Annotated in this window: 18 protein-coding genes and 1 other RNA gene; 14 read left to right on the top strand and 5 right to left on the bottom strand. The window is 35.6% G+C overall.

Features of this window, described 5'->3' with window-relative positions:
• Window positions 1–8: 8 nt before the first annotated feature.
• Entirely contained in the window at window positions 9–959 is a 951-nt protein-coding gene (locus AC1Q51_RS16230) for a nucleoside hydrolase (protein ID WP_001125053.1), read from the bottom strand.
• 352 nt (window positions 960–1,311) lie between these two features.
• On the opposite strand from AC1Q51_RS16230, the gene AC1Q51_RS16225 reads away from it, so the two are divergent.
• From AC1Q51_RS16225 to ssrA, 7 genes are all read left to right on the top strand, one after another.
• Window positions 1,312–1,680 (top strand): CidA/LrgA family holin-like protein, encoded by a 369-nt coding sequence (locus AC1Q51_RS16225; RefSeq protein WP_000673222.1) that lies wholly within the window; start codon window positions 1,312–1,314, stop codon window positions 1,678–1,680.
• Window positions 1,677–2,369, top strand: a complete 693-nt coding sequence (locus AC1Q51_RS16220; protein ID WP_000078304.1) for an LrgB family protein — start codon at window positions 1,677–1,679, stop codon at window positions 2,367–2,369. The genes AC1Q51_RS16225 and AC1Q51_RS16220 overlap by 4 nt, the downstream gene beginning before the upstream one ends.
• 94 nt (window positions 2,370–2,463) lie before the next feature.
• The gene (secG, locus tag AC1Q51_RS16215) at window positions 2,464–2,697 is read left to right on the top strand and encodes a preprotein translocase subunit SecG (protein WP_000557266.1); all 234 of its coding nucleotides are present in this window, start codon (window positions 2,464–2,466) and stop codon (window positions 2,695–2,697) included.
• A 160-nt stretch (window positions 2,698–2,857) separates the two neighbouring features.
• Window positions 2,858–3,598 (top strand): carboxylesterase, encoded by a 741-nt coding sequence (estA, locus tag AC1Q51_RS16210; protein WP_000761986.1) that lies wholly within the window; start codon window positions 2,858–2,860, stop codon window positions 3,596–3,598.
• Window positions 3,599–3,740: 142 nt separating this feature from the next.
• Window positions 3,741–6,185: a ribonuclease R gene (gene rnr, locus AC1Q51_RS16205; protein ID WP_492331601.1), complete on the top strand. Its 2,445-nt coding sequence runs from the start codon at window positions 3,741–3,743 to the stop codon at window positions 6,183–6,185.
• A 247-nt stretch (window positions 6,186–6,432) separates the two neighbouring features.
• Window positions 6,433–6,900, top strand: a complete 468-nt coding sequence (gene smpB / locus AC1Q51_RS16200; protein ID WP_001123920.1) for an SsrA-binding protein — start codon at window positions 6,433–6,435, stop codon at window positions 6,898–6,900.
• A 126-nt stretch (window positions 6,901–7,026) separates the two neighbouring features.
• Window positions 7,027–7,381, top strand: a transfer-messenger RNA (tmRNA) gene (ssrA, locus tag AC1Q51_RS16195).
• A gap of 327 nt (window positions 7,382–7,708) precedes the next feature.
• Here ssrA and AC1Q51_RS16190 read toward each other — a convergent pair.
• Complete coding sequence (locus AC1Q51_RS16190) at window positions 7,709–8,641, bottom strand: carbohydrate binding domain-containing protein (protein WP_492331600.1); 933 nt, start codon at window positions 8,639–8,641, stop codon at window positions 7,709–7,711.
• 1,190 nt (window positions 8,642–9,831) lie between these two features.
• On the opposite strand from AC1Q51_RS16190, the gene AC1Q51_RS16185 reads away from it, so the two are divergent.
• From AC1Q51_RS16185 to alo, 6 genes are all read left to right on the top strand, one after another.
• Window positions 9,832–10,509, top strand: coding sequence for a response regulator transcription factor (locus AC1Q51_RS16185; RefSeq protein ID WP_025118102.1), 678 nt, complete (start codon window positions 9,832–9,834; stop codon window positions 10,507–10,509).
• A gap of 522 nt (window positions 10,510–11,031) precedes the next feature.
• Window positions 11,032–12,048 carry a siderophore ABC transporter substrate-binding protein gene (locus AC1Q51_RS16180; RefSeq protein ID WP_492331599.1) on the top strand — a complete coding sequence of 339 codons (1,017 nt, stop codon included), beginning with the start codon at window positions 11,032–11,034 and terminating at the stop codon, window positions 12,046–12,048.
• Window positions 12,049–12,067: 19 nt separating this feature from the next.
• On the top strand, window positions 12,068–13,084 hold the full coding sequence (locus AC1Q51_RS16175) for an ABC transporter permease (protein WP_000042077.1): 1,017 nt from the start codon (window positions 12,068–12,070) through the stop codon (window positions 13,082–13,084).
• A complete protein-coding gene (locus AC1Q51_RS16170; protein ID WP_000631245.1) occupies window positions 13,081–14,145 on the top strand; it encodes an iron chelate uptake ABC transporter family permease subunit in 1,065 nt (354 codons plus the stop codon). Before AC1Q51_RS16175 ends, AC1Q51_RS16170 begins: the two co-directional genes overlap by 4 nt.
• Complete coding sequence (locus AC1Q51_RS16165) at window positions 14,142–14,894, top strand: iron ABC transporter ATP-binding protein (RefSeq protein WP_000590061.1); 753 nt, start codon at window positions 14,142–14,144, stop codon at window positions 14,892–14,894. The genes AC1Q51_RS16170 and AC1Q51_RS16165 overlap by 4 nt, the downstream gene beginning before the upstream one ends.
• 436 nt (window positions 14,895–15,330) lie before the next feature.
• Window positions 15,331–16,869 carry an anthrolysin O/cereolysin O family cholesterol-dependent cytolysin Alo gene (alo, locus tag AC1Q51_RS16160; RefSeq protein WP_000576745.1) on the top strand — a complete coding sequence of 513 codons (1,539 nt, stop codon included), beginning with the start codon at window positions 15,331–15,333 and terminating at the stop codon, window positions 16,867–16,869.
• A 33-nt stretch (window positions 16,870–16,902) separates the two neighbouring features.
• Here alo and AC1Q51_RS16155 read toward each other — a convergent pair whose 3' ends face one another.
• From AC1Q51_RS16155 to AC1Q51_RS16145, 3 genes are all read right to left on the bottom strand, one after another.
• On the bottom strand, window positions 16,903–18,183 hold the full coding sequence (locus tag AC1Q51_RS16155; protein ID WP_492331598.1) for a purine/pyrimidine permease: 1,281 nt from the start codon (window positions 18,181–18,183) through the stop codon (window positions 16,903–16,905).
• Window positions 18,184–18,310: 127 nt separating this feature from the next.
• The gene (gene cynS, locus AC1Q51_RS16150) at window positions 18,311–18,760 is read right to left on the bottom strand and encodes a cyanase (protein ID WP_097924611.1); all 450 of its coding nucleotides are present in this window, start codon (window positions 18,758–18,760) and stop codon (window positions 18,311–18,313) included.
• A 55-nt stretch (window positions 18,761–18,815) separates the two neighbouring features.
• Window positions 18,816–19,397 (bottom strand): beta-class carbonic anhydrase, encoded by a 582-nt coding sequence (locus tag AC1Q51_RS16145; protein WP_000926482.1) that lies wholly within the window; start codon window positions 19,395–19,397, stop codon window positions 18,816–18,818.
• Between the two features lie 167 nt (window positions 19,398–19,564).
• Between AC1Q51_RS16145 and AC1Q51_RS16140 the strand changes: the two genes are divergently transcribed.
• Window positions 19,565–19,996 (top strand): Lrp/AsnC family transcriptional regulator, encoded by a 432-nt coding sequence (locus AC1Q51_RS16140; protein WP_002008929.1) that lies wholly within the window; start codon window positions 19,565–19,567, stop codon window positions 19,994–19,996.
• The last annotated feature ends 95 nt before the right edge of the window (window positions 19,997–20,091 follow it).

The raw sequence follows: 20,091 nt of genomic DNA, 5'->3' as shown, positions 1-20,091 counted from the left end.
TTTTTATGCTAAAATTGTTCACCCGTCATAAGTGACATGAAATGTTTGAAGAAGCGGTTATAGTCAAAATCAATTGCGATTTGATGAACCGGCCAATCAATAAATGGCTTCTGGTTCACTAAAGAGCGAAATTCCCCTATGCTTGCTCCTTGTGCAGAGGATTCTGTCATGACAACAATAGGTGATTTATGATACGTGAACATAGAGTTATCAAATAAAGCGAGTATTGGCATTGTGTCATGGAAAGGGCTGCCTTTTAAATGTGGTAGGGCGTCTTTATAATATCCGTAGTAATAATGATCGAATAAAGGTTTGAGAAGTGGGGCTTTTCCTTTTGCTTCAATATACTCTGCCATTTCTGGTGTAATGACGGAATATTGGGTAACGTTTAATGGGTATATATACATGTTAGCTGTAGATTGAAGGACTATATTAGCAGCAGTAGGATCGCCATAAAAGTTTGCTTCGGAAATAGGGGTAACATTACCAGGATGTAAAAAGGCACCGCCCATTACGTAGTAAGATTTAACTTGCTTCATTAACTGTTTACATACGATGAATAAAATTGCTAGGGAGGTAAGTCTTCCTAAACTTACAATGATTAATTCATCTTTATACTGTTCAATAAGAGGAATGACTTCAAAAAAATTCTCCATTTCTCCGTTAGTCACATTCACCTTTGGAATAATTGGACCGAGCCCCTGTTTCCCATGTACATCCGTAAAAAACGCAGGTGGGGCACCTGTAAGGGGACGTTCTGAACCACCGAATATCTTGATATTTCTATTCTTTGTTTCGTTATTAAAAAAATGAGCATTTTCTACGGCCATTTTTTTTGGAACATTGCCGTAATCAGCAACGATACCGACGATTTCTATTTCATCGATAAAGAATGCTAAGAGGAGAGCCATCGTATCATCAATCCCAGGATCACAAAAAATGAGAACTTTTTTGGGCATATGTTCACCACCTATCTTGTTTATCCGGTACAAATCCGCTTGGTGAGGGATAATAATTAATGGGGATGAGGAAAACCTCAATGATTAAAGTTTCACTTTATATATATGTAAGTTTAAGGATAAAAAGATTATTTTATTGAAATAATAGTCTTTTAAATTCAGAAAATAAAAACTTTTTATATTAGGTCAAGGTTTTTGACGTAATTTTCGTTTGAAAATGCAGTCATATCAAGGTTGTAAGCGTATAACATAGGCTGTTTTTGCTGTCAAGTTGATAAATTGCAGCTTTTTACAATTTATACTATGATAAAGATATTAACAGAAGATCGTATAAACATGAGGGATGATGAACATGAAATTTACAAAGATTCTTGTCCAAATTGCTGCTCTTTACGTGTTTTATATGGTTGGAACTTGGGTGCAAGAAATGTTAAATATTCCGATTCCAGGAAGTTTGATTGGAATGTTCCTCTTACTTGTTTTACTTAGCCTAAAAGTTCTTCCAGTGAAATGGTTCGATTTAGGAGCAGAAACACTCGTTGCTATTATGCCGTTTTTATTAATTCCGCCAACGCTTGGCCTAATGAATTACGGTGCTTTTTTTATGAGTAAAGGAATTTCTCTTTTCATTACAGTTGTAGCGAGTACATTTTTAATTATTATTGTCGCAGGACATACAGGACAATATCTTGCGAATAGGAAGGAAAGAGAGTCGCGATGAGCCAAATATTAATCGGAATCGGTTGGGTTCTTTTTACGGTGCTATTATATCAATTATCTAAAAAAATCTATAAATTATTTCCAACACCATTCACCATTCCAATGCTTGTAGCAACAGGATTAATGGCTTTCCTATTTATCGTGCTTGATATACCATATCAACATTATATGGAAAGTGGTGGTGGATGGATTGCAAAGCTACTTGGACCCGGTGTTGTAGCATTTGCAATTCCTCTTTATAAACAACGTCATGTTCTGCAAAAATATGTTGTACCGATTGCTGGCGGGGTATTAGTAGGTACAACAGTCGCAATCGCTAGTGATTTTGCTATTGCTTCACTTATGGGAACAGATAAAAGCTTAATCTTATCGTCTTTACCAAAATCGGTAACAATGCCAGTTGCGATGAGCGTTTCTGAACAAGTTGGTGGTGTACCTTCCTTAACAGCAGCTTTCGTTGTTATCGCAGGTATTACTGGAACAATTACAGGACCTCTCTTATTAAAATGGAGCCGTGTTACAAACTCAGTTGGTAAAGGTATCGGATTTGGATGTGCTTCTCATATTATGGGTGTTATGAGAGCAATGAAAAATAACGAGCATGAAGGTGTTATTGGATCGGTAACAATGACATTAACAGCAATTTTGACATGTTTACTTGGACCGTTATTTGCAATGATGTTTATGTAATAGAAGAAAAGCGAGGGCAACTCTATAGCTCTCGCTTTTCTATAGGATTTATGCTACAGTTACAATAACTGAATCTTTGTAGGAGGTACGCCAAGTGCATACGTTATTATCCGTTTTACTTATTACTGTATCGATTTTAATGATTGTTATGGTACTTATGCAGTCTAGTAATAGCTCAGGCCTTTCAGGTGCAATTTCAGGCGGTGCAGAGCAATTATTTGGTAAGCAAAAAGCACGTGGAATTGAAGCAGTATTAAACCGTATTACAATTGTTTTAGCTGTATTGTTCTTTGTATTAACAATTGCTGTTACGTACTTAAACTTATAGAATTGAAAGAAGAAGCGTTAGTAAGATGTACTAATGGTTCTTCTTTTTTGTTTTGCCATTTGAAAGATGTTTCTAATTAGATTATAGAAATACAAATATGGTACACTAGATATAGAAAGAATACGACTAGATTACAGAAGAGAAAGAGGAGAAGTACATGATGAAATTAGCATCTCCGAAACCATTTACATTTGAGGGTGGAGACCGCGCTGTTTTATTACTACATGGATTCACAGGGAACTCAGCTGATGTACGTATGTTAGGGCGTTTCTTAGAAAAGAAAGGCTATACTTGTCATGCGCCAATTTATAAAGGGCACGGTGTACCACCAGAAGAGCTTGTTCATACAGGCCCTACAGATTGGTGGCAAGATGTAACGGAGGCATATCAGCTTTTAAAAGATAAAGGTTTTGAGAAAATTGCTGTTGTTGGATTGTCACTTGGCGGCGTATTTTCTTTAAAATTAGGTTATACAGTACCGGTTTTAGGTGTAGTACCAATGTGTGCACCGATGTATATTAAGAGCGAAGAAACGATGTACCAAGGTATATTGGCATATGCCCGCGAATATAAAAAACGTGAGCAAAAATCACCAGAACAAATTGAACAAGAAATGTTGGAATTCCAAAAGACACCGATGAATACATTAAAAGCATTACAACAATTAATTGCTGACGTACGTAACAATGTGGATATGATTTATGCACCAACATTTGTTGTACAAGCACGTCATGACGAAATGATTAATACAGATAGTGCTAACATTATTTATAACGGTGTAGAATCTACATTAAAAGACATTAAATGGTATGAAGACTCTACGCATGTCATTACACTTGATAAACAACGTGACGAGCTACATGAGGATGTATATAACTTCTTGGAGCAACTAGATTGGTAAGATCTAGTTGCCTCTTTTTTTCATAAGGAATTTTTTGTGAAAACTGTAAAAATCATAAGGGGAGTATTGAAGTTTCGCTTTATACATCCCCTATCTTTCGGATACACTAAATAATATAAGGTTTTAAAGGAGGTATTTTTGCTTGGAAGAAATTACACAAGAACATATTGATAAGTTGTTATTATTTATGAGAGAAGAAGCGTATAAACCGCTAACGATACAAGAGTTAGAAGAGGCATTTGGAATTGAAGGTTCTGAGGGCTTTAAAGATTTTGTAAAGGCACTTGTAATGATGGAAGAGAAGGGACTTGTTATTCGTACACGTAGCAACCGTTACGGTCTTCCTGAAAAGATGAATTTAGTAAGAGGTAAGTTAATTGGACATGCACGTGGTTTTGCATTCGTTGTACCAGACGAGAAGAAAACGGGAGACGATGATCTTTTCATCCCTCCTACAGAATTAAATGGTGCACTTCATGGCGATACAGTATTAGCACGACTTAGTTCTCAATCGAGCGGTTCACGTCAAGAAGGTTCAATTGTACGCATTTTAGAGCGTGGAACGAAAGAACTTGTTGGTACATATACAGAATCGAAAAACTTTGGCTTTGTTATACCTGACAATAAGCGCTGGACGAGTGATATCTTTATCTTGAAAAGTGCATCAATGGGTGCTGTAGAAGGTCATAAAGTAGTTGTGAAAATTACGAGCTACCCAGAAAACCGTTTAAGTGCAGAAGGTGAAGTTATTCAAATTCTAGGTCATAAAAATGATCCAGGAGTAGATATTTTATCTGTCATTCATAAACATCATTTACCTTTAGCATTCCCTGAAGAAGTGATGGAGCATGCAAACAGTGTACCAGAAACGATTTCAGAAGAAGATTTAAAAGATCGCCGTGATTTACGTAATCAAATGATCGTAACGATTGATGGTGCAGATGCGAAAGATTTAGATGACGCTGTTACAGTAACGAAGCTTGAGAACGGCAATTACAAGCTAGGCGTTCACATTGCGGATGTAAGTCATTACGTTCAAGAAGGTTCTCCAATTGATGTAGAAGCAGCGGAAAGAGCGACAAGTGTGTATCTTGTTGACCGTGTAATTCCGATGATTCCACATCGTCTATCTAACGGTATTTGCTCATTAAATCCGAAAGTAGACCGTCTGACATTATCTTGTGAAATGGAAATCAACAACTTAGGTGATGTTGTTAAACACGAGATTTTCCAAAGTGTGATTAAAACGACAGAGCGTATGACGTATGCTGACGTAAGAAGCATTTTAGAAGATGAGGACGAAGAGTTAATTAAGCGTTATGAGCCATTAGTACCGATGTTTAAAGAGATGGGGCAATTGGCACAAATTCTACGTGAAAAACGTATGCGCCGTGGTGCAATTGACTTTGACTTTAAAGAAGCGAAAGTATTAGTAGATGAAGAAGGAAAACCGACTGATGTTGTCATGCGCGATCGCTCTGTATCAGAGAAGTTAATTGAAGAATTTATGCTTGTTGCGAATGAAACAGTAGCAGAGCACTTCCACTGGATGAACGTACCGTTTATGTACCGTGTCCATGAAGATCCGAAAGAAGATAAGCTTGAGCGTTTCTTCGAGTTTGTAACGAACTTCGGATATGCGGTAAAAGGACGTGCGAATGAAGTGCACCCTCGTGCGCTGCAACAAATTCTTGAAATGGTTCAAGGACAGCCAGAAGAAGTAGTTATTTCAACAGTTATGCTTCGTTCTATGAAGCAAGCTCGTTACGATGCGGATAGTTTAGGACATTTCGGTTTATCAACTGAGTTCTACACACATTTCACATCACCAATTCGTCGTTACCCAGATACAATTGTTCATAGATTAATTCGTGAATACATTATTAATGGTAAAGTCGACAATGAAACGCAAGCAAAATGGCGTGAAAAATTACCTGAGATTGCAGAGCACTCTTCTAATATGGAACGCCGTGCTGTTGAAGCAGAGCGTGAAACAGATGAGATGAAAAAAGCAGAGTATATGGTTGATAAGATCGGTGAAGAGTATGACGGTATGATTAGCTCTGTAACAAACTTCGGTTTATTCGTAGAGCTTCCAAATACAATTGAAGGTCTTGTACACGTTAGTTATTTAACGGATGATTACTACCGTTATGACGAGCAACATTTCGCTATGATCGGAGAGCGTACAGGAAACGTATTCCGCATCGGTGACGAAATTACAATTCGCGTTATTAACGTAAACAAAGACGAGCGTGCAATCGACTTTGAAATCGTTGGCATGAAAGGTACACCTCGCCGTAAGTTCAAAGATCGTCCAGTCGTTATCGAGCAGCCAAGAACAGGCAGAAAGAAACGCGGTGGACGTAGCGAGCGCAGTAATGAGCGCGGCGGTGAACGTGGCACAGGTAGAAAATTTGACCGTGGTGGCAAAGGAAAAGGAAGAGGATCCGCATCTGCATCCACATCCACATCCACATCCGCATCCGCAAGTCAGCCAGGGAAAAAAGATGGTAACGGCAAGAAGAAAAAAGGATTTTTCGAAAACGTACCAGGATTCAAGAAGAAAAAGAAAAAGCGTAAGTAAGAAAAGGATGGCTTCGCTTTGATGAAAAGCGGGGCTTTTTCTTTTTTCTTGGTGGCTTGAGAGCGAGCCACTTTCGGTTTTTATGGAATCCAGCTACAGTGGCTAGAATGTTCGGCGGCTTCACTTCTTCCCGAGAGGCAAAGAGCGCCTCAAGGTCAGAAGCTCCATCCACCTCACATTCTGAACGAGCCACTTTCGCTTTTTGTTTACATTTGTTACAATAGTAAAAATAGAGGAGGGACGTTATATGCCAAAAGGTACAGGTAAGGTTATTGCACAAAATAAAAAAGCGTTTCATGATTATTTCATTGAAGAAACATACGAAGCAGGGCTTGTCCTTCAAGGAACGGAAATTAAGTCGATCCGCGCTGGTCGCGTGAACTTGAAAGATGCGTTTGCACGTGTACATAATGGTGAAGTATGGGTTCATAATATGCACATTAATACGTACGAACAAGGGAATCGTTTCAACCATGATCCACTTCGTACGAGAAAATTACTTCTTCATAAAAAAGAAATTGATAAGCTAGCAGGCGCTGCAAAAGAAACAGGTTACGCATTAGTTCCACTTAGAATCTATTTGAAAAATGGATTTGCAAAAATGGCACTTGGTTTAGCAAAAGGTAAGAAACAATACGATAAACGTCACGATTTAAAAGAGAAAGAAGCGAAACGTGAAATTGCACGCGTGTTCCGTGATCGCCAAAAGATGTAATACAGATATTTACATTTGTAAAACGGCGCGCGTATGATATAATAACTTATGTAAGGTTGTTGCACATTGAAAAACAGCTCTTAGTAGCTATCACGATATTTTCTTCGTATGCTCCATTTTTATCATGGGGACGTTACGGATTCGACAGGGATAGTTCGAGCTTAGGTTGCGAGTCGAGGGGATCGGCCTCGTTAAAACGTCAAAGCCTATAATTGGCAAACAAAACAATCTTTCTTTAGCTGCTTAATTGCACTAAAGGTTCCTCCCTCCATCGTCCATGTGGTAGGGTAAGGGACTCAAACTAAGTGGACTACGCCGGAGTTCGCCGTCTGAGGACAAAGGAAGAGAACAACCAGACTAGCAACTTGGAAGCCTGTCGATAGGCCGAAGAGTTCGCGAAATGCTAATATATCGACTACACTCGTAGAAGCTTAAGTGCCGATATTTTTGGACGTGGGTTCGACTCCCACCGTCTCCACCAATACATATTTGGTGGTTTTTTTATTTTGTATAACAAGAAGCATAAGATGGCCGTTTTGGCCAACTTATGCTTCTTTTAGTTTACGGCCAACTTATGCTTCCAGAATTTGAAGAATATTTTTAATGTCGCCTTTAAATAAAGTCGCGACTTTTAGGGATAGCATCACATCATCATCAATCTAAGAATAGCAAATACCCCAAAACGAAAAAAAATGTACATTTTTTTCGTTTTGGGGCGTTATAAAATCCTTAAGTTGATGGGCATATGGCGACTCATTTCTAGAATTGTTTTCATGTGTCAATGATAGAAATATATTTTTAATTATGGCTACTTTTCAACTAGTACGATATCATCAAGATAGGCATCACCGATGTTAACATATCCATTAATTTGTAAGATGACCTTATATGGATTATTAGTATTTAGAGTAGTAAATTCAACCGATTTTTGTTCATACTGTGTGGAAGTAAACGTCATAACAAATGTGTTTTCTCCCCCAGGAGACTGTGCTCCTACAAATAAGGTTTTTTCAGGACCCGATACTTTTCCAGATGCGGACATGATGTATGTAGTATTAGGCTTCAAAGTTACGTCTCCCTTAAGATGACCAGCTCCTGAACTAAAATGAAGTCCTTTAGAATTATTTACTCCTGCATGCTCTTCAATATTGTAAATTAAAGAGCCATATGCTGGTTTAAAAGGTTCTAAACTTGAATTGTGGTCAAAATCAATATTTAAAATATAAGGGTTCTCCTTCTCCTTTAATTGTACATTATCAAACTTAACCCTCCCATTTGCTGTAGAAGCAAGTTTGACAGCAAAGTTTGACACATCTTCCCCTGTTTTAAACTTCATCTCATGATGTTCCGGCTTAAATTCTGAATATTGCTTTTTTGTTAATGGAACGATTTCTTGATGGGCATTCAGATTACCTACTGTTACTTCTGATGGAGAACCTATACTTCCCGCTATATCAAATGTTAATGTATATTCTGTATTCGGCTTTACAGTAACAAGCTGATAGGCTGTGTCTGCATGTATTAATTTGAGATAATGATTGGCTGGTTCAGAAGTGCCGATATTCTCGGTAGAAGAATTAGGATTAGATAAAATCCAGTTATTTAGCCCATCCTCAAAATCTCCATTCTTAACTTGTTCATTTGCAGATGAACTATCTGCTGATACAATACCTGAAAAACCTATACTGGCACTTAATACAATTGCTGTAGAAAAGACTCCTATACCGACTTTTTTTAACAATTTCTTCATCTCCTTTGGTCAGATTAAAATTTACTTTTTCATATTTCTATATATGTTTGGATAAACCTGCCAAAGAACAACTTTAACAATAAATAATTTATGTATCAGAGATTTAGGTTATTTTCATTTGAAGGGGTAGAGGGAGCAACCGTGCCGTGAAGTGTAAAGTAACTTACAGAAAATGTAATACACGATGCGTCGACAGTTGCAAAAATTAACATTTATGCAACACTCCACTTGGGCTTGATTTTTATGGCGCCATAACGTTGCATATATTGTGTTGCAAATTAATTTTCGATAATACGGTGATATTCGTAGCGAAATAGAAAATAGATATTTGCAACACTATGAATACCTTAACGTACTGCAAAATGATTACCAAAAACCTTTTTAAAAAGTGCACCGTACATTTTTTATCCTTTTACTGGAATCTACTTTGCACTTCCCAGCACAGGTGCCCCTTCTAGCCCTTGAAAGATCTTCAATATATACAAGGACACCTCGCTCAAATTGAACGGGTAAAGAAAGCATATCAAGAGAGCAAAGTGACCTATTAACTAACGAAAGCGTCACTTCCACTTGCTCGTTTATTAAGGTTATTAGTATCAATTTGGCCAAACATTATTCCAAAGCTACATTAATAAAACACACGGCAAGCTTATGGGTTAATAATTAAAACACGGTCAATTTATGCTTCCGATTCGGTTGAATAATTAGATGATTATCTACAAAAATAAGTGTTTTCTGGCCAACTTATAGGTAAAATGACATTGTATGATATGAACCATAACTTTGCCATATTGGCGAGGTTATGGTTTTTTTTGTTTATGGAAAAGTTATGGTTCTAAAAATAGAATGTATCTAATTTCTTGGTTCTTTCACTTGCATCCTCAATGTACCTTGTGTGTTATCCCTTAAATATCACAATTTTATCCAGTCAAAGCTCGATTGGTGAGGACTGATATTCAGTGGGGGATGAACATCTCCGCTCATTTAATTATAAATTCGTTTTATTCGAATCTTCATATGTTTTGTGTTTTTAACCATACCTATTGTAAGATTATATAGAGTTCTCCTAATAAGCTGTTTTAATGGATTATTTAGGGATTTTTAATTTATAAATCTTAAATTGTTTTTTCAGGATAATTTTTTATCTAAATAAGTTATATTGAAGTAGAGGTGAACCATCGGTGAAGCAGGTGTTGGTGATTAAAAATGAACGGTCTTCAGCAAAGAAAATTGTAAGCGGTCTAACGCAAGAAGGCTATTTCATTTTAAAACTTCACAATGAAAACCAAGGTTTAAATATAATATATGAACAAGATTGGGATATTATCATATTGGATTGGGACTCATTAAGTATATCGGGACCAGAAATTTGCAGACAAATACGACTTGTTAAAACCACACCGATAATTATTGTGACCGACAATATTTCTAGTAAGGATTGCATAGCAGGGCTACAAGCAGGAGCAGATGATTATATAAGAAAACCATTTGTGAAAGAAGAATTAGTAGCAAGGGTTCAAGCAATTTTAAGGAGAAGTGACTATATCCAGCAAAATGAGATGAAATTTTTTCAGTTTAAAGATCTCTTTGTTGATGCATCTAGCAATATTGTGAAAAAAGGTGGCGAAAACCTGTCGCTTACTAAGCGAGAGTACGATTTACTTGTATTTTTAATCAAGAATAAAAACACAATATTGAGCCGTGAAATGCTTTTGAATCAAGTATGGGGATATAACGTAGTAGTAAATCCAAATGTAGTAGATTTATATATTGGGTATGTAAGAAAAAAGTTAAAGTGCGAGAAGAAAGACAGATATATTCAAACGATACATGGCAGAGGCTATTCAATGATTGACTGATAAAAATAAGATAATAAAAAAATGAGTAAAACTATTTCATTCAGTTTTACTCGTTTTTTTATTAAATGTGATAATCAAATAGTTTCTGAGAAGTATTAAAAGATGTAAAAAAATATTTCTATCAGGTAATGGATTATGAAAACATTAGCTATTAATGAGCATTTTTTGCAGGGGAAATTATGGTTTATAAGGTGCTCATCTTTTGGGTATTGTGTAGGGGATGATTCTAGCGCGCATTAGTTGAGACCGGATCTAATGAAAGTGTCTACTCGAAAAAAATCGACACACTCTGAAGAATAAAGGTTAATCAACACGCCCGACTTCATATATTACTTTGTTTGCCTGATTTTATGAATTCACACCATTCACAAGATTTTCACAGAATTAATGACTATACTAATTAACAGGATGTTCAAATGAAAATGATTATCAATAGCGATTCAATTGAATAAAAGTTACCTTCTAATTCAATCTATGGATGTCATCATTTTCGAAATAAATCACACTATAAGGAGTATACATATGAAAAAATCTATGCTTTTAAAATTAGTGAGTATTCTAGCAATTTTCACTTTAATGTTAGTAGCTTGCTCAGATTCAAGTAAAGAAACTTCGAAGGCTAATAATAAAGATAATGGTAGTGATAAGCCAAAAACGGTTGAAATCACTGATGCTCATGGAACTGTTAAAGTCCCTGTAAACCCAAAGAATGTAGTTGCTTTGGATAACAGAACTTTTGAAACTTTATCTGATTGGGGAATTAAATTAGCGGCTGCTCCAAAGGATATCATGCCTGCTGATTCAGCATATAAAAAGGATGAAAAAGTTCAAAATATTGGGAATCACCGTGAACCAAATCTTGAAATTATTGCAGCGGCAAACCCTGACCTTGTAATCGTTGGTCAAAGATTTGCTGACCATTACGAAGAAATCAAAAAATTAGTACCAAATGCAGCAGTTATTGATCTTAATTTTGATGTCTCTGAGAAAGCTACTAAGCCTGGCGAAAACTTAGTAAAAGGACTTAAAGATTCTACAGTTACTTTAGGAAAAATCTTTAATAAAGATAAAGAAGCTAAACAATTAGTAGCTGATTTTGATAAATCTATTAAAAAAGCAAAATCTGCTTATAACGAAAAAGATAAAGTTATGAGTGTTATCGTTACTGGTGGTAATATTGGTTTTGCTGCTCCACATTCTGGTCGCGTCTGGGGACCAATGTATGAAATTTTCGGTTGGACTCCAGCGTTAGAAGTTTCAAATTCTACTGCAGGTCATAAAGGTGATGACGTTTCTGTTGAAGCTATTGCACAAACAAATCCTGATTGGATTTTCGTATTAGATCGTGATGCTGCAACATCTGATGCAGCTAAGTCAACACCTGCTAAGGATGTTATTTCTAAATCACCTGCTCTTCAAAACACAACTGCTGTTTCTAAAAAACAAGTTATTTATGCACCAGAAGATACTTACACAAATGAATCAATTCAAACTTATATAGAGTTATTTGGAAATATGGCAAAAACTTTAGCTAAGTAGTGTAAAGGGGTACGAAACAGTGTCAAAAAATATGATTTCTAGGGTTGAGAATATTTCTCAACCCCAGTTTTATAATCAAAATAAAATATGGACAAAACCTTTTATAATAGCAGTTATAGTTGTTATAATTTTAGGGATTATATCACTGTTTACTGGAGTTTATGATATACGTGGACAAGAGGACGGGACAGAGATGTTTTTCATAACTCGTGTTCCGAGAACAGCTGCATTAATGCTTACTGGAGCTGCGATGGCGATGGCAGGGCTCGTAATGCAACTCATTACACAGAATCGCTTTGTTGAACCTACTACAACGGGGACTATTGAATGGTCAGGCTTAGGCCTGCTTTTTGTGTATTTATTATTTCCTGCCCCGACTTTAGTTCAAAGAATGACTGGTGCAATCATTTTTTCTTTTATAGGAACTATGATTTTCTTTCTATTTTTAAGAAGAGTTAAGCTTCGTTCGTCTTTAATTGTTCCGATTATTGGATTGATGCTTGGAGCAGTAATTTCTGCAGTGTCTACTTTTTTAGGACTCCTTTTTCAAAAGACGCAAAGTATTGAAACTTGGTTTGTAGGTTCATTTGCTAACATTCAGGTGGGAAGATATGAATATTTATGGCTGATTGTTATCATTACTTTTCTTATTTTTATGTATGCTAATAGATTGACTTTAGCTGGACTAGGAGAAGATGTCGCAACAAGTCTTGGAGTTAATTACAATAGAATTGTTCTTTTTGGGACTGCTCTTATCTCTGTTGCAGTTGGAATTGTTGCAGCTGTTATTGGACACTTACCTTTCTTAGGATTAATTGTGCCAAATATCGTTTCAATGTTTAGAGGTGATGATCTTAGGAGTAATTTACCTTGGGTTTGTGTGATCGGAATGGGATCAATAACTGCCTGTGACATCATTTCTCGAACAATTATACAGCCTTTTGAATTACCTGTTTCTTTAATACTTGCAACAGTGGGAGCAGTCGTGTTTATTACTATTTTATTGAGACAAAGAAAACCAAGGAGGCTACGATGATCACATTAGAATATAGAAAAAAAGAAAATGTCGAAATCGATTCTAGCCTTCATAATGAAAGTAGATCAGCTAGCGCTTTTCGGTCTAAGAAGGAAGCAAGACGTTATTGGATTTTACTGATAACATTGATTGCTTTAGGTCTTCTTTCTTCATATGGACTTTTAGTTTATAACAATCCAGTTCCGATAGATTCACCTTCTTTTATCCCAGTCGTTAAGAGAAGGATAGTAGCTATTGTTGCAATGATTATCGCTGCAGTTTGCCATAGCTTGTCGACAGTTGCTTTCCAATCTATTACGAATAATAAAATTATTACTCCATCGCTTTTAGGTTTCGAATCACTTTATTCAGCAATTCAAACGAGTACAGTATTCTTCTTTGGTGCTAGTGCGTTAATAAATTTTAATGGAATTGGATCATTTTTATTCCAAGTTGTTGTTATGGTCTTCATGAGTTTGATACTTTATGGATGGTTACTTTCCGGTAAATACGGGAATTTACAACTTATGCTTTTAGTTGGAATTATTATTGGTACCGGGCTAAATTCTGTGTCAACTTTCATGAGAAAACTACTTGCGCCTTCAGAATTTGATATCTTACAAGCAAGATTATTTGGTTCTGTTAATCATGCAGATCCTGCATATTTTCCTATTGTAATTCCTATGATCATAATTGTAGCGGTATTAATTTTTGCTCATTCTAAGAATTTGAATGTTTTGTCACTAGGAAAAGATGTTGCTACTTCTTTTGGAGTTAAATACCAACCTAGTGTAATTTATACGCTTGTATTAGTAGCTATTTTAATGTCCATTTCAACAGCTCTAATTGGGCCACTTACTTTCTACGGCTTTTTAGTGGCAACTTTGAGTTATCAGGCAGCGTCAACTTATGATCATAGATATATTTTTCCGATGGCTTTTGCTATAGGATTTTTAATAATGACGAGCGCATACTTTTTAATGTATCATGTATTCCATGCTCAAGGTGTAGTTTCAGTTATTATTGAATTATTCGGTGGAATCATATTCTTAACTATAGTTTTAAGGAAGAGGGCTTTATGATAAAAATTGATAATGTTAAAAAGTTCTATACTGATAAGGTAAAAATAGGACCTTTGGATATTGAAATACCAAAAGCAGGCTTTACTTCTTTAATTGGACCAAATGGCGCTGGAAAGTCAACGACACTTTTGATGATTGGCAGACTTTTAGATATGGATGAAGGTCAAATTCAGGTAGCAAATATGGATGTTTCTGAATCCAAATCAAAAGACTTAGCAAAAGTTTTGACTATATTGCGACAAGAAAATCATTTTGTAACTAGGCTTACTGTGAGACAACTAGTTGGATTTGGGCGCTTTCCTTATTCAAAGGGAAGATTGACTAAAGAAGATGAGGCTATCATCTCTAAATATATCGATTTCTTAGATTTAACTAGTTTAGAGAATAGATATTTAGATGAGCTTTCTGGTGGTCAAAGACAAAGGGCATATGTAGCGATGGTATTGTGCCAAGAGACGGAATATGTACTTTTGGACGAACCTTTGAACAACCTTGATGTTGCTCGTTCTGTTCAAATGATGGAGCATTTAAGACGTGCAGCTAATGAATTTGGACGAACAATTTTGACTGTTATGCATGACATAAATTTTGCAGCTAAATACTCGGATAAAATTTGTGCTATGAAAGATGGACAAATTGCTGCTTTCGGAACAGTAGAAGAGGTTATGGACCCAACACTTTTGACAGATATTTTTGAAACAAAAATAGAGATTATTAATGGTCCTTATGGGCCAATCGCTGTTTATTAGTTATAAAATGTCTTGCGTAGATTATGCAAGACACTCTAGTTGAAGTTGCTGTCTGTATTTTATAGGCAGCAGCTTTTTTTATGTGATTACTCATAAAATGCAAAAGAATGCTTCACCTTTTCAAGTATGTACCAAGTGGAAAAAATATCTCTGTATAATTTTTCAAAAGAATTCAGCTTGTTTTTTGTATATGTAATATTGCATATCAGAGTGTATTGATAAAAGTGTAAGGGGTCACTATAATGAGGGCATAAAGATAAATCACATTTTCGTAGCAATAAAAAGGAGGAAATAATATGGAAATCGCAATGGCAGTTTTAAAATTTGTAGGTGGCGTAATCCCGTTAATTCAAGAACTTTTAAAAGCATTTATGTAAGTTTATTAGTTAGCTATCATTTATCAATCATTATCATATTTTACTAAAAAAAGAACGGGGTGATTTTTCTGAATATTAAGAAAAACACTAAAAGAAGAAAGTTCCTTACATGTTTATTAGTTAGTCTATGCACTATTAATTATTCATCTATTTCCTTCGCAGAAACACAAGCAAGTAATGTAACTGATGTAACCAAAAATGCTAGTGGCATTAATACTGGTATAGCAAATCTTAAATATAATAATCAAGAGGTTTTAGCTGTAAATGGTGATAAAGTAGAAAGTTTTGTTCCGAAAGAAAGTATTAATTCAAATGGTAAATTTGTAGTAGTGGAACGCGAGAAAAAATCACTTACAACGTCACCAGTCGATATTTCAATTATTGATTCTGTAGTGAATCGCACGTATCCAGGAGCTGTACAACTTGCAAATAAAGCTTTTGCAGACAATCAACCAAGTTTATTAGTGGCTAAGAGAAAGCCTTTGAATATTAGTATAGACTTACCGGGCATGAGAAAAGAAAATACAATCACTGTCCAAAATCCGACATATGGTAATGTAGCTGGAGCAGTAGACGATTTAGTATCTACTTGGAATGAAAAGTATTCTACAACACATACGTTACCTGCAAGAATGCAGTATACGGAATCTATGGTTTATAGTAAATCACAAATCGCAAGCGCTCTTAATGTTAACGCTAAATATCTTGATAACAGTCTAAACATTGATTTTAATGCGGTTGCAAATGGAGAGAAAAAAGTGATGGTAGCGGCGTATAAGCAAATATTTTATACGGTAAGTGCTGAACTACCTAACAATCCATCCGACCTTTTTGATAATAGCGTTACTTTTGACGAGTTAACTCGAAAAGGCGTAAGTAATTCGGCTCCACCTGTTATGGTTTCAAATGTAGCTTATGGTAGAACGATTTATGTAAAATTAGAAACAACATCTAAGAGCAAAGATGTACAAGCTGCTTTTAAAGCCTTACTTAAGAATAACAGCGTTGAAACAAGTGGACAGTATAAAGATATTTTTGAAGAAAGTACCTTTACTGCTGTAGTATTAGGCGGAGATGCGAAAGAGCATAACAAGGTTGTTACTAAAGATTTCAATGAAATCCGAAATATTATTAAAGATAATGCTGAATTAAGTCTTAAAAATCCAGCATACCCAATTTCATATACAAGTACTTTCTTAAAAGATAATGCAACTGCTGCTGTTCATAACAATACAGATTATATTGAGACGACAACTACAGAATATTCAAGTGCTAAAATGACACTTGATCATTACGGTGCTTACGTTGCTCAATTTGATGTATCTTGGGATGAATTCACATTTGATCAAAAGGGTAACGAAGTACTAACACATAAAACGTGGGATGGTAGTGGAAAAGACAAAACGGCTCATTACTCTACAGTTATCCCTCTTCCACCGAATTCAAAAAATATAAAAATTGTAGCAAGAGAATGTACAGGTCTTGCATGGGAATGGTGGAGAACAATTATTAATGAACAAAACGTTCCATTAACAAATGAAATAAAAGTTTCAATTGGAGGAACAACATTATACCCAACAGCTAGTATTAGTCATTAAGTATAAAAAAGCGCCCTATAAGTAGGGCGCTTTTTACTCTTTCCAAAATTGTTCTAATAGAATGACAAGCATGGTACCCACAAGTAAGCCATTACTTAAAACATATTGTAAGGAAGAAGGAATTCCGCTAAATGCACTTTCTGGAAGAAACAATATTCCTAAACTGATTAATAATGAAATTCCTAATATAGTTAATCGGCGTTGATTTACTGCTTCACGTAAAATGGATTGAAATGAAATGCCTATTACTTGGACAAATGTTGCTAAAAGTGCAGCATTAGCAATAGGTCCTGGTAGCAAGGATATAAAGTTTACAATTGAGGGAATAAAAGAAATTCCTGCTAATATAAGACTTGCTATAAGGAACGACTTCACTTTTCTTTGTCCTGTTAGTTTGATAAATCCTGCTGATGCAGGTAATGGTACAATTCCAATTGTAGAGAACAACGACGAGATAATATGTGATATACCTCCGACCCATACACCACGGTTCAGTGTTTGCTTTTCATTTTCTTTAGATAATGGAGCCACTTGTTTTACAGCCGAAATAGCAGCGATTGTATTTGCAACTAAAAGAAATGTAAATAAAGTTGCAGTTAGAGTCATTCCAATATCGAATCTAGGTGTGCCCCAAGCAAATATCTCTGGTAACTTAACTAGCGTTGTGTGCGAAGGGATATGAGATGATTTTCCTAATACTGCATACAAAAGCCAACCGCATGAGATTCCAAGTAATACAGCGTAACTTTTCATCCATCCTTTCCCTTTAATTGATAAGAAAGTAATAAGGGCAAAAACAAAGAGAGCAATAGTAGCTGTTGTATAGTCAGGATGGGTTGCAGATCCTTGTAATCCTATCATTCCTTTTAGTAACACACCACTAAGCTGAAGTGCTAAGATTAAAAGAAAAGTTCCTGTAACTAAAGGGGTAAATAAACGTAAGATTCGATGAATAAATCCTGTGATACCAAGAATGAAGAGTAATATACCTGCAATAATTAACCCACCTTCTAAAAGTTGCAACACGTCTTTTGCACTTTGTCCCTGATGCATAGCGATTTGTCCCAATATGACAAATATACTTACCCATGAACCGGCTGGCCCGTCCGCAATGGGGTAACGATGCCCAAACCACGCTTGTAGAAACGAACTTACTCCCACGACTAAAAAAGTCCGCTGCATTAATGTTGAGACATCCTCTATTGGTAAATGGAATATGCCACCAATAATTATAGGTAATGCAATTGCATTTGCTAATAGAAACACAAACCATTGTAGAATATTAAAGCTCGTATCAAAGCATTTTTTATTCATATTATTCTCCTTTGCCGAAAAAGAATCTCATATTAAAAATCCATCCTTTCTACATAGTTAGATTAAAAAGGATGGATTTTATAAATCTATAAAATCAATTTAATGATATAGATAGATTTTTAATTAATTACCATGCACGAAATGGTAAGAATTTACCGTTAAGTGTAATCACGATACGAGGATCGCCACCTTTTGGATCTTCTTGTGTATCCACACCCAAGTTGAAGTTAATTGCACTCATTACACCTTCGCCGGCTTTTTCTAAGATTAATTCTCTAATAGTTGGTGCATATTGTAACATCATTTCATATAAACGATATGCAATCGGGTCCGTAGGAGGCATTTCCATTACTTGGCCGCGAAGTGGAACTACTGTTAATGCTTGAACTACTTCTTCATTTAATTCTAATAGTTTACCAATTTTTTCTGCTTCTGGACGTGTCATTGTAGCTTGTCCTAATAACGCTGTTACAACCCAAGTCTCAGAGTTTTCACTTACTTTTGCAATTTCTTCCCAAGTTAACCCTTTTTTAATTTTTGCCGCTAAAATTTTTTGCGTAGCTTCTTGTCTATTCATATCTAATACTTGTTTTTTCATATCTCATAACTTCCCTTCATATACGTGATAATTATTATTTTGTTTTACTATTTAACGCTTTATATCCATCAACCACTACATCTAATTTACCTGTGTGAGGGTCAATAACTAAACCATGTACAGGAACATCTTTTGGGATAAGTGGATGATTTCTTACTAAATCAACATTAGCTTGCGTTGAGTCGCAAACATCATCGAATCCGAATAACCATTTTTCAAGGTCAATACCAGCATATTCAATCGCTGATAAAATTTCTGATGAAGCTACTCCGCGATCTAATATTTTTTGAAGTGTTCCTTTTGGATTCGTTTGGCTCGCGCCACATCTATGGTGTCCAATAAGGAAGATTTCATCTGCATTTAAATCGTATACTGACGCTACAACACTTTGCATAACACTATCGAAAGCAGAAGCAATTTTACCACCTGCATTTCTGATAACTTTTGCATCACCATCGTGTATATCTAAAGCTTTTGGAAGTAGCTCAATTAAACGAGCATCCATGCAAGAAACAACAACCATACGTTTTTTAGGCATTTTTGTCGCTTCACGAGGAGCGTATTCCTTATTTTCTACAAAATGTTCATTGAACGATAGAATTTCTTGTAATAACATATTTGTAACCTCCTTTAAATCTAGATGTATTTTTTTGTTGTGTCCTCTGTGTTATAAGTAAATATAGCTGATAAATAATGTGATGTAAGAGGATAAACTAAGTATAGTGAATTGTATCGATAAGCAGAATAAGTTGGCGAAACACTTTCGGGCTTTTTACTTTCACGGTGAAAGGATTGGTTTATATCATTGATCAAACAGATTTTGAGATACTGAAATTATTAGGAGAAAACTCAAGAATACAATGGAAAGAACTTGGCCAAAAAATACATATGACGGGGCAAGCTGTAGGAAATCGAATTCGAAGATTAGAGGATTTAGGGATTATTGAACAGTATACAATTGCAATAAACCGAATCAAATTAGGACAAGTAGTGACTGCATTTGTTACTTTGTTCGTAACAACAGCTAATCACCAAGAGTTTATGAATTTCTTTCAAGGAGAAGAAGGGATTTCTGAAGTACACCGTATAAGTGGTGAGGGGTGTTATTTATTAAAAACACATTTTGCTTCCAACGAAGACTTAGATAACTTTCTAGGACGACTATTAAAATATGGGAACTATCGTGTTAACTTATCAATAGGAAAGTTGAAATAAGGTTTCTTTTCTTTGGAGGAGATAGTAACATTATTTGCTAAACTTTATTTGTATAGAGATAATGAAGTCGTTTAATGTTTATCTTAAATAGTCAG

This window comes from Bacillus sp. MT94 (genome assembly GCF_058792475.1).
The sequence above is the reverse complement of the archived record's forward strand: the minus strand, read 5'-3'. Positions and strand labels throughout refer to the sequence as shown.